Source organism: Chelativorans composti (assembly GCF_039541695.1).
Taxonomy (GTDB): domain Bacteria; phylum Pseudomonadota; class Alphaproteobacteria; order Rhizobiales; family Rhizobiaceae; genus Chelativorans; species Chelativorans composti.
The window spans coordinates 1-13,637 of sequence record NZ_BAABGS010000054.1; the positions used below are offsets into that span (position 1 = coordinate 1).

Genomic DNA, 13,637 nt, shown 5'->3' on the forward strand with positions numbered 1-13,637 from the left:
AATTACCAAACCCCACACGAGTTTGTGGGAAACCTGACCAACGAATTAACATCCGAGGCCAGAATCTCTAGTCCTTACTGGTAGGAAATTCCCGGACAGGTCAATGCAAATAAATAAAGTCATTCGATCTGTCTTCATCCTTATAAGTTGAAAGAAGGCCTACTTTGTATTCTTCGGTGACAGGCCCACAGTCCATCTCACGAATCGTTTTTGGCTCAATGTACGTGAGCACTTCGTTCAATAATGTCTTGAACTCTTGAAGCTGGGAATCCGAAAGAAATGCCGCACGTTCAGCGTGGTTGAGAAGATGCTTAAAGCGCCAACCAACATCATAGAGAACCACGCGTTGGATGAAGCGAGGCACTTCGCCACTCTTACGGACAGCAAATCGCAGAAGATCTAAATAGCCGTAGCGAATTTGGCTCGTATACCATAGAGGATTATTTCGCGATCTATCGACAAGAGAATTAAGCGCGCCGCGTTTGCGATAAATGTATGGCGGCTTTGGAAGAAGTACAATAGACTTATCTGGGCACGAGACGATAAGCCTGTTAATAAAATGACCATCTTCAAACGTGGGACGCACGTTACCGTCAAAACGGATACCCATCCCCTCTATAGTCTTACGCCGGAAGAACGTCCCGTTAGCATTAAGCAGTATAAAGTCTTCAACCTCTTCTACTCTTAACTCACTGCGACAAACATACTGCCCTGCGAGAGGATGCGATCGATAAGTGTTTAGTTCGTCATAATAGAAACGAATTGGTCGAGCGATCAGAAGGACTTCGTTCCCGTGCTTCCTCTTCAGCTCCTTATTGAACGTATGAAGCCACTTCCGATCCAGAATGTCGTCCGGATCGGGAAACGAGACCCACTCGCCCGTCGCATGATCGAGCCCTGTGTTGCGCGCTGCAGCTGCCCCCCGGTTCTCCTGACGGATATACTTGATCGTCTTCGGAAAACGTCTCGCCCAGGCCTGGGCGATTTCGCCCGACCGGTCGGTTGAACCATCATCGACGATGATGGCTTCGAGATTGCGCAAGCCGGTCGTCTGCGACGTGACCGAAGCCAGGAACTCCTCGATATATTGCTCGACATTATAGGTTGGAACGATCAGCGAGACTTTCTCGACGAGTGGCGGATGGATCTTGAAAGGAGAACGGTAGCCCCGCCTTTCAAACTTCTGCTCGAAAGAACGGATCGCCTTCCGCAGAGACTTCAGTTTCTTCGACAGCCTCTTCGACAAACCGGTCTTCTTCAACAAGATACGTCCCCTTACCTATCGATGGCGGTTCAACACACTTCAACTCCGGGCCCGGAAACCGGATCCCCGCGGTCATTAACAAATTCACCCAGGGCGGTAAATGGATAGTTTTCGGGGCAAGCTTTCCAAATTAAGAATTTCTGGTCGAAGAAAAATAATAGTGAAATCCCGTACTAAACTTGTTGAATTTGCGGCTGAAATCCTGCCGGCGAAGGCAATGCGCACGCGCGATGCCGGGTCAGTTCTCAAAACGCTCAATCTGCCTCCTGCGCTGATCAGGCGCACTTACTCCCGAAGACCGGCCAGCCCCCACCGTCATCACCGATAGGTCATTCCGCCTCAACCTTGTGGACCACCACGGGAACCCCGCCGCGGGCGAGTTCGCGTGACCTGACATAGTCAAGCTGATCCATCCACAGGAAAACGGTATTGGGCAGGAAGTCCTGAAGCTTGTCAGCCATCACCGACCGGAACGCCTCGAGGTCATTCAGCCTGAACCGATCGAGGCTTTGCGCGCAGCCGAAGAGGCCATGCTCGTTGCGGATCATGTCAAGCTGGTTCGGCCCCACGAGGCTGGGCTTGAGATAGACTTCCTGGCGCCGGCGCAGCTCGACATTGCCTTCCCGGAAGGCGGCATGAACCGGAAGTCCCGCCGGCAGGAACTGGTCCAGAGTGCGGAACTTGGGCTTCAGCTGCCGGCGCACGGCCTGGGGGTGGCGTTCAAAGAATTCCCTGAAGACCGAGCGCCGCATCAGGTGCGGCGTATGACCCACTTCGACATAATCCGCCAGATTGAACAGCCGCGCGGCGTGCATCTGGGCGGTCTTGAAATGCGCCGGCGGCACGCGGCCCTTCAGAAAACACTTGATCTTTTTCAGGCGGTACTTGAGCAGGCGGGGCCAGACGGAGCGCGGCCTTCCGTAGACGACCATGCGTCCGGAAGCGTCCATGAAATCGTCGGGAGACACGGGCGCGTTCAGGAACACGTCGTCGTTGAAATACAGGAACGCTTCCGACAGACCCGGAATACGCCAGAGCATCAGCTCTATCGAGAGGGAATTGAATGTGGGAAGAAATTCCTCATACCCTTCAAAGATCGTCCGGTGGTCGACGATCCTGATCTTGCCGGCTTCGCAGAGTCCGCACTTGACGAAATCCTGAATATGGCTCGGCACCTGATTGTCCGCCACGACATAGACGTAGCGGACGAAAGGAGCATACTTCAGGATCGAAACAATGCAGTAATAGATCTCGCCAAGATTGGAAAACCGCGTTTCCTCAGTGCCGTTGCTGGGTCTGTCCGGGTGGTGCCCCGACATCAGCAGCGCTTCCCTGCGCTTCTTGATGTGCTGGGGGTTGCTGCCGTCCACCCAGGTGACTACCGCGTCTATGGCCCCCAACTCCGCGCCTCGTCCAGCACTCCACTGCGTCAACCCAACAAAGATCTGCAACCGTCACAGACATTGTGAAAGGCGCAAAGAACCCTTCCTCAGGCAATACGATCAGACCAAGAAACATGTTGAGCGGAATCGTCTCCGTTTCCGCGACTCCGTTCATTTTGAATATGTTACATGTTCGGCGGTAGCCTGGGCGGGGACTGTTCGGGGCTGCCGGCACGATCGGCAGCACAATGGCGCGTCCGCCACGGACGACCTCCGTTGCAGCCTCTCGCAAGTTCACGCATTCACCAGCCCAAGATGAGGAAAGCCCCTTCGATGACTCCCGGGCAGGCTCTCTGCTCCGGGCTTGCCTCCACGCAGTCATGCGCCGGTACGGCCGATCCCGGCGGCGCGGGCGCACTCCAGCCCCACCGGCGGAGGATCGATCGAACAGACTTCCTGGCCTGTCCGCCCGTCAGCGCAGCAACCCTGTTCAGGGACGCAACATGCAGGCGGAGACGCCGCCAAAGTTCAACCAATCGAATGCCTGTTCGGAGCAACATTTCAGTGGACAATCCTCCTCGGACCGTCTCAGCCCGCGGCGGACCAGTACACCGTTTCCCGGCTAACGTGGTTACCGATCGCATGTACGTGGAGAATGCCAGTCATCCTGCCGGGCTGCAGCGACCCAGGCTCTACCGCTAGCGACTTCCGCCAATTGTCATTTTTTGGTTCTGGCGGCACCGGGGCTTACCAGGATACGCACCACCCCCACCAAATGCGCCGCGCCTGTTCCATACGCCTGACGCGTCCAAGAGGTCCCGGTGACCACCAGCCTGTTCGCCGCCCGGCGTGATTAAGCGGCTAACTGCCGCAGGCCCTTGGCGGGACCGTTTGTCAAAACTATAAGACAGCCGTCAGTTTAAAATGATTCTAAAATACCTCCCATACCAAGAAGGAGAAAACAAACATGTTGGGTGTTGGGAAAAAGTTTCCTGACTTCAAGCTGACCGGTGTCGTCTCTTCCGACCCCAAGACCGCTTTCCAGACCATTGACCAGAATACCTACGCCGGCAAGTGGCTGGTCGTCTTCTTCTGGCCGAAGGATTTCACCTTCGTCTGCCCGACTGAGATCGCCGGTTTTGCCAAGCTGGATGGCGAGTTCAAGGACCGCGATGCGCAGATCCTCGGCGTCAGCGTGGACAGCGAGTTTGTGCACCTGGCGTGGCGCAACAGCCATGACGACCTGAGGGACCTCCCCTTCCCGATGCTTGCCGACCTGAAGCGCGAGCTGACCACCGCGCTCGACATTCTCGATCCGGAAGAGGGCGTGGCCCAGCGCGCCGCCTACATCGTCGATCCGCAGGGCATCATCCGCTTTGCTTACGTGACCGACTTCAACGTCGGCCGCAATCCTGCCGAGGTGCTTCGCGTCCTCGACGCGCTGCAGACGGACGAACTCTGCCCCTGCAACTGGCAGAAGGGCCAGGAGACCCTGAAGGTCGCCTAATCCCCACAGGCCTGAATACCTCTTGCCGTCGCGAGCGACAGCTGCCGCCCGCGACGGTGCTTCTGCCGATCAACTGCAAGCGCAGATCCCATTCCCCCCCGCGCAATTCTTGAGACGGGACGTTCCAACAATGACCACGCTCGATACCATCCGTGGCGCGCTGCCGGACTACGCGCGCGACCTGAAACTCAATCTCGGTACGGTACTTACAACCGACGGAGCGCCGGGGCTGACCGAACAGCAGATCTGGTCGGTCGCGCTCGCCTCCACGATCGCCGCACGCAACACGGCGCTCGCCCGCGACATTGAGGCCGCAGCCGGCGACAAGCTGGATGCCGCCCACATCAACGCCGCGCGGGCCGCAGCGGCAATCATGGGCATGAACAACATCTACTACCGCTTCCTCCATCTCGTGGAGGACGAGGAATACAAGCAGATTCCGGCTCGCCTGCGCATGAACATCATTGCCAACCCTGGCGTTGACAAGGCGACCTTCGAGCTGCTGTCGCTGGCCGTGTCGGCCATCAACGGCTGCGGCATGTGCGTCGCCTCCCATGAGCGTGCGCTGCGCCAGCATGGTGTCACCCGCGAGGCGGTCCAGAGCTCCGTGCGCATTGCGGCCGTCATCCACGCGGTCGCGGGCGTCCTCGAATACGAGCAGAGCGGCGCCACGGCCTGAGCAGCCCCCGGCCGGCAAGGGCTCATCGATTATCCTCCCCTCCTCCGGGGGAATGCAGCAATGTGGCCGCAATCGCCCGCCGATTGCGGCCACAGCATTTTCTGGCCCCGGACCCGTAAAACCCGGACGTCTCGCCACAGCCGCGTGCGGTTGAAATCCGGGCCACACAAAAGCCACCACCGTGATCGAAGAGGGTCCCGACAGCAATCGCGAGCGGCTGGTCGGGCGGGGCAGCAAAGCCCATGCAAAACCTGGCTGTCCACCTGAGTCACAACTTTTTCGCCAACGATTCCTGCCACTTGCGCCACGCGGCCATTTCGCGAGGGGCCTTTGCGCGCCTTCACCGCAAAAAATCGTTGACAAGCAGGCTTCTTGCTCGATTATTGATATATATCTCAAAAATTAGGACGGGATGAGCATGCAAAACCTTCCGCGGGTCACTTACTCGAACATCGGTGCGGACTTTACGCCGCTGCACGCCTACCTCGACGAGGCCATTCCAGCCTTTGAACGGGATGTTCTCGGTAAGAGCTGGGAGAGCCCCTTTGCCACTGGCGCAAAGAAGAAGCTTTTCAGCCCGATCGACCCGTCCCTGGTCCTGGGCGAGTTCCCGGTCTCCACGGCCGATGACGTGAAGGCGGCCGTCGCCTCCGCCCGCAAGGCAGCAAAGCGCTGGAACAAGGCCAGCCTCGAGGAGCGCCTGGCTTTCGCCGAGCGCTGGCGCGGGGTTCTGTCGGAAGACAAGTACAAGCTCGGCATCGCCTCGCTGTTCGAGGTGGGCAAGTCGCGGATCGAAGCCATCGGCGAAGCCGAGGAATCCGTCGACATGCTGACGTTTTACCCGAACGAACTGAAGCGCAACGACGGCTACCGCCGCCAGATGATCGAGATGGTACCGAACGAGACGGCCATCTCCGTCCAGCGTCCCTACGGCGTGTTCGCCGTGATCGCTCCGTTCAACTTCCCGGTTGCCCTGTCGATCGGCATGATCACCGGCGCTCTGATCACCGGCAACGCCGTGGTCTACAAGCCTTCGCCGGAGTGCGCCCTGACCGGTCTCTTCATCGCCGAGACGCTGAAGAAGGCTGGCCTGCCGGATGGTGTCTTCAACGTCGTTCTCGGCGGCGCCGATGTTGGCGAAGCCCTGACCAAGGATCCCGGCATTGACGGCGTGGCCTTCACCGGCTCCCACAAGACGGGCATGTCGATCTTCCGCCACATGACAACGCTCCCCTACATGCGTCCTGTTCTCGCGGAAATGGGCGGCAAGAACCCGGCCTATGTCACCAAGAACGCCGACATCGTCCGCGCTGCTCAGGGCGTGGTCCGTTCCGCCTTCGGTCTTCAGGGCCAGAAGTGCTCGGCATGCTCGGTCGTGTACGTCGACAACGCCGTAAAGGAGCAGTTCATCGAGGCCTTCAAGGAATTCGCCTCGAAGCTGGTCGTCGGCGACCCGCGCCGCAAGGATGTCTTCATGGGTCCGGTCTACAATGACGCTGCCGCCGCCCGCTTCACCGCGGCCGTGGAGCAGGCCCGCGCCGAAGGCAAGATCCACTTCGGTGGCGAGAAGGTCGAGGGCCTGAACGGCAACTACTTCGTCGGCGCCCTGGCTGAGATGTTCGCTCCGTCGAACCTCACCAAGGAAGAGCTCTTCGTCCCGTTCGTCGTGCTGCGCGGCTTCGACCGTCTCGAGGACGCGATCGCCGAAGGAAACGACGTCAACTACGGCCTTTCAGCCGGCATCTTCAGCCAGGATCAGGCCGAGATTGACTACTTCCTCGAAAACGCCGAAGCCGGCGTGCTCTACGCGAACCGTGCCTCCGGCGCGACGACCGGCGCATGGCCGGGCGGTCAGCCCTTCTGCGGTTGGAAGGGCACGGGTCTCACCGGCAAAGGCGGCCTTGGTACCTGGTATCTGCCGCAGTTCATGCGCGAGCAGAGCCACACCATCATGACCGTCTAACGTTCCCCACCCGTGCGGACCCCGGCCGCACGGGTGTGGAGGAGGCTGTCCCCAGCCTCCTCCTCCTCCTCCTTCTCCCCTCCCCCTGTCATCATTTGTCGCTCACCATGACGCACTATCCAGAAACCTTTGAAACCTCCCGCCGCCTCTACGAGCGCGCCTGCAAGGTGATGCCCGGCGGAAACACCCGGACCACGGTCTACATCAACCCGTTCCCGATTTATGTCACCCGGGGCGAAGGTTGCCGCGTTTGGGACGTCGACGGTCAGGTATTCTACGACTGCATCAACAACTTCACGGCGATGATCCACGGCTATACCCAGCCGGAAATGAACGCGGCCGTGACCGACCAGCTGGCACTCGGCACCGCCTTCGGTGCGCCGACGCTTTCGGAAATCGAACTGGCCGAGCTGCTCATCGAGCGCCTGCCGGCCATGGATCAGATCCGCTTCGCCAACTCCGGCACGGAAGGCGTGATGATGGCCATCAAGGCCGCCCGCGCCTACACCAACCGCCCGAAGATCGTGAAGATCGAAGGTGCCTACCACGGCTCCTACGATTTCGCCGAAGTGAGCCTCGACAGCTCACCGTCCAACTGGGGCGACATGCCCGCTTCGACGGCCTATGCCAAGGGTACTCCCGAAGGTGTTCTGAACGACGTGCTGGTGGTGCCCTTCAATGATGTCGAGGCGCTGAAGGCCGTTTTCGCCGCCCATGGCGAGACGATCGCCGGCGTGCTGATCGACCCGATGCCGAACCGCGCCGGCCTGATTCCGGCTCGCAAGGATTACCTCGAGGCCCTGGTCGAAATCGCCCATGGTGCGGGTGCGCTGGTCATTTTCGACGAAGTGATCTCCTTCCGTCTCGGCTATTCCGGCGCCCAGGGCCTCTGGGGCATCCGCCCGGACCTGACCGCGCTCGGCAAAATAATCGGCGGTGGTTTCCCGGTGGGCGCCGTGGCCGGCCGCGCCGATGTCATGGCCGTTTTCGATCCCTCGCGCGGCAAGCCGGCCCTGCCCCATGGCGGCACCTTCACCGCCAACCCGGTCACGATGCGCGCCGGCCTCGCCGCCATGCGCGCCCTGACACCGGAAGCTTTCGCCCATCTCGACGCGCTCGGCGAGTTCCTGCGCAACGGCGTCAACGCGGCTCTGGAGAAGGTGGGCCTGCCTGGCCGCTGCGTCGGCTTGGGCTCACTGTTCAAGGTGCATTTCACGTCCGGCCCGATCACCGACTACCGCTCGGTCTATCCGGGTCCGGTCGAAAAGAAGCGCCTCGACGCTTTCCACAAGGGTCTTCTGAACCGCGGCGTCCTGTCGGCAAGCTACGGCCTTTTCGCCCTTTCCACGCCGATGACCATGGAAGACGCAGGCAACATCCTCCAGGCCATCGAAGACACCCTGGCGGAGATCGCCGCGGCCGGCTGAGCCATCTTTCCCGCCCCGGACCGCTCTGCGGCCGGGGCCAAGACAAATTAATGGAATAATAAAAGAAATGACTGCTCAACTTCATGTTGTCGTGATCGGCGGCGGCGCAGCCGGAATGACCACCGCCTACGAGCTGATCTCGAAGGGCGCCCGTGTCACCGTGCTTGAGGCAAATGCGCTTGGCTCCGGTTCTTCCGGCCGTTCTGTTGGTGTGGTCGGCACCCAGATGACCGATCCGTTCCAGATACTGCTGCGTCGCTATGCCATTCCGCGTTTCCGCGAATGGGAAGCCAAGGGCCTGATCTTCCACCACATCGGCTATCTGCGCCTTGCCCGCACCGAAGCGCACATGGAAGCGGTCCATCGTTCCGCCGAGATGCAGGCGGCCGAGGGCTTCCGCGCCCGCGTCATGAGCCCCGAAGACATGGTCCAGCTCATCCCGCACCTGTCCGTGGAAGGTCTGGCTGGCGGCATCTTCGGCCCGGATGACGGTTTCATCGACCCCTACCAGCTGTGCACCCTGCTCGGCGAGCTTGTTCGCGCCCAGGGCGGCCAGATCAAGCAGTTCTGCAAGGTGCTCGAAGCCACCCGCAAGGGCGCGGGCTACAGGCTCGAGACCACCAAGGGCCCGATCGAGTGCGATGTGGTCGTGAACGCCGCCGGCGCCTGGGCGCCCAAGGTGGCCGAGATGTTCGGCCAGACCCTGCACATCTTCCCCGAGCGCCACGAGGCCATGTCCATCCTGCTCGACAATCCGCTCGAGTACACCATGCCGATGGTCATGGACCTCATCGAGGGTGAAGGCACCGGCCTGAACTTCCGCTACGAGAAGCCGACGGAACTCATCTCCGAGATCCACAAGGTTTCGTCGCCCGATCCGGAGGATCCGGACAACTACAACGACCAGTGCATGGACTCGTCGCGCGAATACCTGGCCGAGCTGTTGCTCGAGCGCCTTCCTGAGCTGCCGGGCGCTCGCCTGGGTCGCGGATGGGCGGGCCTCTATCCGATGACCTCCGACGGCAAACCCTTCGCCGGCCCGATCAACCCCGATGAGCCGACGCTCATCACCGCCGGCGGCGGCGGCGGCTACGGCATCCAGCTTTCCCCCGTCATTGGCATCGCCGCTGCCGACTGGGTGCTGCACGGCGGCATCACCACGGCTCCGGGGCTTGAAGCACTCGCGCCGACGCCGGAGCGCAACCGCCCCTTGGTTCGAAAGGAGCACTGATGAACGCAGACCAGAAGCCTGCCCGGGCGTCGGCCGCCGCAGAGCCGATTGTCTCGCTGAAGAACATCGACATTCGCTATGGCAACTTCCACGCCATCAAGAATGTCTCGCTGGACGTTTACCGCGGCGAAGTCGTGGCCATGGTCGGCCCCAGCGGCGCGGGAAAGTCCACCCTTTTGCGCGCGATCAACATGCTGGAGACGCCAGTCTCTGGCACGCTGAAGGTAGGCAACTTCTCCTTCACGCTTGATCACGAGCTGAGCCAGAAGGAGCTTCTCCTTCTGCGCCGCTCGACCGGGATGGTGTTCCAGCAGTTCAACCTCTTCCCGCACATGACCGTGGAGAAGAACATCTCGCTGCCGCAGATGCGCGTTCTCGGGCGGTCGAAGGAAGAGGCCGACAAGGTCACCGCACGGCTTCTGGAACGCGTGCAGCTTGCCGACAAGGCCAAATCCTACCCGGCACGCCTTTCGGGCGGTCAGCAGCAGCGTATCGCGATTGCCCGCGCCCTGGCCCTGGACCCGCAGGTGATGCTTTTCGACGAGCCCACTTCGGCACTTGATCCCGAGCTCGGCTTGGAGGTGCTCGCCGTGATGCGCGAGCTTGCCAATGACGGCATGACCATGATCGTCGTCACCCACGAGATTGCCTTCGCCGCAGAAGTGGCCGACCGGGTCATCGTCATGGCCGACGGAGAGATCATCGAGCAGGGCACGCCCGAAGAGGTCATCCGCAACCCGCGTCTGCCGCGTACGCAGAAGTTCTTCCGCGCCATTCTCGATCGCCACTGATGACAGAGATCCTCACCCCCCTCATGAACATCGGGCAATATTTCATTGCCCTGCTCAAAGGCGTTCCGATCTCGCTCGCCGTGACCGTAAGCGCGTTTCTGGTCGGGGCCATATTGGGCATCCCGCTGGTGCTGATGCGCCGCTCGCAGTATTGGCTGCCGCGGACCCTGGCCCGCGTCTACATCGATGTCATACGGGGCATCCCGCCTGTCGTCTGGCTGTTCATCATCTTCTTCGGCGTCGGCAGCAGCATCATCGCCTTCACCCCAACCCAGGCCGCCATCCTCGGCATGGGGATGATCTCCGCCGGCTACCTCGCCGAAATCTACCGTGGCGGTTTCCTTGCCATTCCGCCCGGTCAGACCTTGGCCTCGGTCGCACTGGGCCTGACCCGCATCGACACGCTGCGCTTCGTGCTCGCACCCCAGGTGCTTCGGGTCTCCCTGCCCGCCATGGCGACCTATTTCATCTCGCTACTCAAGGATACGACCGTCGCCTCCACGATCGGCGTGCGTGACGTGATGATGCTGGTCACCCAGCAGGCCCAGGCGGCAGGTGGCGGTTTCGGTCCGTTCATTGCAGCCGCGGTGATCTACATCCTGCTTTCGATCCCTGTTGCGGCATTCGCCCGCGTCATGGATGCAAAACTGCGCCAGAGGGTCTCGCGATGATTGAGCTCCTTTCCAACTGGATCGACTGGCTGCCGCAGCTCTGGCGCGGTCTCAAGGTAAGCCTGCAGCTGACCGGTCTGGCCATGCTGTTCGGCCTGCCGCTGGGTCTGCTGCTGGCGCTGATGACATCCTCCAAGGCCCCCTGGCTGCGCTGGCCGGCCATTGTTCTCGTCGAGATCGGTCGCGGCGCTCCGGCCCTGGTCGTCCTGCAGATGGTCTACTATGGCCTGCCTTCGGCCGGCATCAACGTCAGCGCGTTCGTGTCCGGCTCCACCGCCCTGGCACTCACCGCGGCCGCCTACACCAGCGAAATTCTCCGCGCCGGCATCAACGCGGTGCCGAAGGGAGAGGTCGAAGCGGGTACCGCGCTTGGCATGACCAAGGCCGACATCCTGCGCTTCGTGGTGATTCCCCAGGGCGTGATGTACGCCGTTCCTGCGCTCATGGGCTTCGCGATCCTGCTGTTCCAGACCACGGCGCTGACCTTCACCATCGCCATTCCGGAGCTGCTGGCGCGCGCTTACCGCATCGGTGCAGCGACCTACCTTTACCTCGATGTACTGGTTCTGGCCGGGCTGCTCTATCTCGCCGTCACCATCCCCTTCGGCTGGCTCGTCCAATACACCGAGCGCCGTCTCGGCAGCCATCTGAAATGAGTTCACATGTCCAACAGGAGAGGAAGAACATCATGACTCTGAAGACCAGACTGGCGGTTGCCTCGCTTGCTCTCGGCATTCTCGGCGCAGGCGCTGCCTACGCCCAGGACTGCACGCCGAAGCACGAGTTCACCACCATCAGCGCCGGCAAGCTGACCGTCGCGCTTACCAACACCCCGCCCTACTCGCTGGAGAAGGACGGCACGGTGTCCGGCATCGACGGTGACCTGCTCAAGGAGTTCGCCAAGGAGAACTGCCTCGAGATCACCTACGAGATCTTCACCTACCCGGCTGCGGTTTCGGCCGTGCAGACGGGCCGTGCGGACGTTGCCATCGGCGGCTTCTATCGCACCGCCGCCCGCGACAAGGTCGTGACGCTTTCGACGCCGGTCTACCTCGACCAGCTCGCCGTCGTCTCCAAGGAGGGTTACACCAAGGTCGACGAGCTGTTGGGCAAGAAGGTCGGCACGGTGGAAGGCTATGACTGGGTGATGGAGATGGAAGACCTCTTTGAAGGCTCGACCACCTATCCTTCATCGCTGAACCTCGCCCAGGACCTGCAGGCCGGCCGTATCGATGCCGCCCTCGAGGGCTTCGGTGCCGCCGTCGTTCTCAACGCAGGCACCGACCTGAAGGTGAAGCTGCTCGAGGCGGACGAGCGCGTGACCGCCACGACGCAGGCCTCGCAGACCTCCTTCCTGCTGTCGAAGACGAACACGGCCTTCGTCGACGCGATGAACGCCTCCATCGAGGAGTATCGCGGCAATGGCCTGATCGCCAAGACGCTGGTTGAGTACGGCCTCGATGCTTCCGCCGCCGATGTCGGCGACGCCCGCATCATCGAGTAGTTTGCACAGCCTCCTCCGCTAATGCGGGGGAGGCATACCACCAGCCCGTCAGTCCACCGGTCGAGGTTCGCTCGCGTCGCATCGACGCGACATGGCTTCGTATTTTCGTTGTGCGGTAAGTCTTTCACGCGCAACGGCAGGTTGTCCGAAGCGGCGCGCGTGGTTAAGAAAGACGTAGTATATTGGTCTACAACGAGATTCATGGCTCCTTCTGAGACACGCGACACCCCTCTTGAACGCTATATTTCGGTGCTGGAACTCTTGGCCCCGCATTCCGAGGGCTTGACGGCGCCGGAGCTGGAACGGGCGATGGGCTTGCCGCGTGCCACGATGAACCGGATCATCCACGTCCTGCTGAACAGTGGACTGGCGGCCCCCAGCGAACGCCGCCCCCGGGCTATCCAGCTCGGCCCCCGGATTCTCAATCTCCTGCACAGCGCTTCCGACGGGAGCTGGCTGCAGACCCTGACGCGCCGGCCCCTGCAGGAACTGGCTGACGTCACCGGTCAGTCGGCCTTTCTTGTGCGCCTGCTGAACGACGAGATTTCATCGGTCAATTGCGTCGCTCCGGACACGACAGTGCGATTCTATATCGCGCCGGGCACGCCGATGCCCATCAACGCCTCGGCCTCCGCGAAAGCGATCCTGGCCCATCAATCGGACGAACAGCGCGACCGCATTCTTGCCCGCGAACTGGAGGCCTTCACGCCGCGCACGCTGATGGATCGCGAAAAGCTGCTTGAGGAGCTGAAGGCCGTGCGCGAGCGCGGCTATGCGATCGAAGTCGGCGAGCATGTCTTCGGGCTGGCCTCCGTGGCACTACCGATCGTCAGCCCCAACGGCCAGGTTCGATACGCCGTCGGTCTCACCGGTCCGGAACAGCGGATGCTGGGCGAGCATTTCGAGAAGAACCTCGCGGCCCTTCAGGCGGCCTGCGAAGCTCTGACGCGGCTGATTGCATTGCCGAACACATGACGGTCTGGACCATCCAGCGTGTCAGCAGGAACAGCGGGCAACAGCCGCGCCTGCACCGCCGCCAAACCGTTTCCAGCCGCACATGAAATTGAACCGGCGGAGCTGGTTCCCCAACCGACAAAACTGGATGAAGCAAACATGAAAGTCCTTGTTCCCGTGAAGCGGGTTATAGATTCGAATGTGAAGCCGCGTGTGAAGGCGGATGGGTCTGGTGTTGATCTTGCCAACATCAAGATGGCGATG

12 protein-coding genes and 1 pseudogene are annotated in these 13,637 nt (G+C 61.2%); 11 read left to right on the forward strand and 2 right to left on the reverse strand.

The genetic code is table 11. The features are described 5' to 3' along the window. Positions 1–100: 100 nt before the first annotated feature. Together ABD906_RS10385 and ABD906_RS10390 are read right to left on the reverse strand one after the other, a co-directional pair. Positions 101–1,264, reverse strand: coding sequence for a glycosyltransferase family 2 protein (locus tag ABD906_RS10385; protein WP_345099339.1), 1,164 nt, complete (start codon positions 1,262–1,264; stop codon positions 101–103). 329 nt (positions 1,265–1,593) lie between these two features. Continuing rightward, on the reverse strand, positions 1,594–2,664 hold the full coding sequence (locus tag ABD906_RS10390) for a stealth family protein (RefSeq protein ID WP_345099340.1): 1,071 nt from the start codon (positions 2,662–2,664) through the stop codon (positions 1,594–1,596). Between the two features lie 949 nt (positions 2,665–3,613). On the opposite strand from ABD906_RS10390, the gene ABD906_RS10395 reads away from it, so the two are divergent. From ABD906_RS10395 to ABD906_RS10445, 11 genes and pseudogenes are all read left to right on the forward strand, one after another. Beyond that, complete coding sequence (locus tag ABD906_RS10395; RefSeq protein WP_345099341.1) at positions 3,614–4,153, forward strand: peroxiredoxin; 540 nt, start codon at positions 3,614–3,616, stop codon at positions 4,151–4,153. A gap of 130 nt (positions 4,154–4,283) precedes the next feature. Then, complete coding sequence (gene ahpD / locus ABD906_RS10400; RefSeq protein WP_345099342.1) at positions 4,284–4,832, forward strand: alkylhydroperoxidase, AhpD family; 549 nt, start codon at positions 4,284–4,286, stop codon at positions 4,830–4,832. 418 nt (positions 4,833–5,250) lie between these two features. Then, the gene (locus tag ABD906_RS10405; protein ID WP_345099343.1) at positions 5,251–6,795 is read left to right on the forward strand and encodes an aldehyde dehydrogenase family protein; all 1,545 of its coding nucleotides are present in this window, start codon (positions 5,251–5,253) and stop codon (positions 6,793–6,795) included. A gap of 107 nt (positions 6,796–6,902) precedes the next feature. Further along, positions 6,903–8,222, forward strand: coding sequence for an aspartate aminotransferase family protein (locus tag ABD906_RS10410; RefSeq protein ID WP_345099344.1), 1,320 nt, complete (start codon positions 6,903–6,905; stop codon positions 8,220–8,222). A 67-nt stretch (positions 8,223–8,289) separates the two neighbouring features. Further along, positions 8,290–9,453 carry an NAD(P)/FAD-dependent oxidoreductase gene (locus ABD906_RS10415; protein WP_345099345.1) on the forward strand — a complete coding sequence of 388 codons (1,164 nt, stop codon included), beginning with the start codon at positions 8,290–8,292 and terminating at the stop codon, positions 9,451–9,453. Further along, positions 9,453–10,244 carry an amino acid ABC transporter ATP-binding protein gene (locus ABD906_RS10420; protein ID WP_345099346.1) on the forward strand — a complete coding sequence of 264 codons (792 nt, stop codon included), beginning with the start codon at positions 9,453–9,455 and terminating at the stop codon, positions 10,242–10,244. The genes ABD906_RS10415 and ABD906_RS10420 overlap by 1 nt, the downstream gene beginning before the upstream one ends. Next, on the forward strand, positions 10,244–10,915 hold the full coding sequence (locus tag ABD906_RS10425; RefSeq protein ID WP_345099347.1) for an amino acid ABC transporter permease: 672 nt from the start codon (positions 10,244–10,246) through the stop codon (positions 10,913–10,915). The genes ABD906_RS10420 and ABD906_RS10425 overlap by 1 nt, the downstream gene beginning before the upstream one ends. Further along, positions 10,912–11,571, forward strand: a complete 660-nt coding sequence (locus ABD906_RS10430; protein WP_345099348.1) for an amino acid ABC transporter permease — start codon at positions 10,912–10,914, stop codon at positions 11,569–11,571. The genes ABD906_RS10425 and ABD906_RS10430 overlap by 4 nt, the downstream gene beginning before the upstream one ends. A 32-nt stretch (positions 11,572–11,603) precedes the next feature. Next, positions 11,604–12,419 (forward strand): substrate-binding periplasmic protein, encoded by an 816-nt coding sequence (locus tag ABD906_RS10435; protein ID WP_345099349.1) that lies wholly within the window; start codon positions 11,604–11,606, stop codon positions 12,417–12,419. Between the two features lie 141 nt (positions 12,420–12,560). Then, entirely contained in the window at positions 12,561–13,394 is an 834-nt protein-coding gene (locus ABD906_RS10440; protein WP_345099350.1) for an IclR family transcriptional regulator, read from the forward strand. An 18-nt stretch (positions 13,395–13,412) separates the two neighbouring features. Then, positions 13,413–13,637 (forward strand): annotated as a pseudogene (locus tag ABD906_RS10445) (hypothetical protein); the annotation flags it as partial.

What these genes read in the sequence shown, in the direction of transcription:
- ABD906_RS10430 (WP_345099348.1), top strand. Translation starts at nt 10,912, where the DNA reads ATGATTGAGCTCCTTTCCAACTGGATCGACTGGCTGCCGCAGCTCTGG.
- ABD906_RS10410 (WP_345099344.1), top strand. Translation starts at nt 6,903, where the DNA reads ATGACGCACTATCCAGAAACCTTTGAAACCTCCCGCCGCCTCTACGAG.
- ABD906_RS10425 (WP_345099347.1), top strand. Translation starts at nt 10,244, where the DNA reads ATGACAGAGATCCTCACCCCCCTCATGAACATCGGGCAATATTTCATT.
- ABD906_RS10435 (WP_345099349.1), top strand. Translation starts at nt 11,604, where the DNA reads ATGACTCTGAAGACCAGACTGGCGGTTGCCTCGCTTGCTCTCGGCATT.
- ABD906_RS10405 (WP_345099343.1), top strand. Translation starts at nt 5,251, where the DNA reads ATGCAAAACCTTCCGCGGGTCACTTACTCGAACATCGGTGCGGACTTT.
- ABD906_RS10415 (WP_345099345.1), top strand. Translation starts at nt 8,290, where the DNA reads ATGACTGCTCAACTTCATGTTGTCGTGATCGGCGGCGGCGCAGCCGGA.
- ABD906_RS10395 (WP_345099341.1), top strand. Translation starts at nt 3,614, where the DNA reads ATGTTGGGTGTTGGGAAAAAGTTTCCTGACTTCAAGCTGACCGGTGTC.
- ABD906_RS10420 (WP_345099346.1), top strand. Translation starts at nt 9,453, where the DNA reads ATGAACGCAGACCAGAAGCCTGCCCGGGCGTCGGCCGCCGCAGAGCCG.
- ahpD (WP_345099342.1), top strand. Translation starts at nt 4,284, where the DNA reads ATGACCACGCTCGATACCATCCGTGGCGCGCTGCCGGACTACGCGCGC.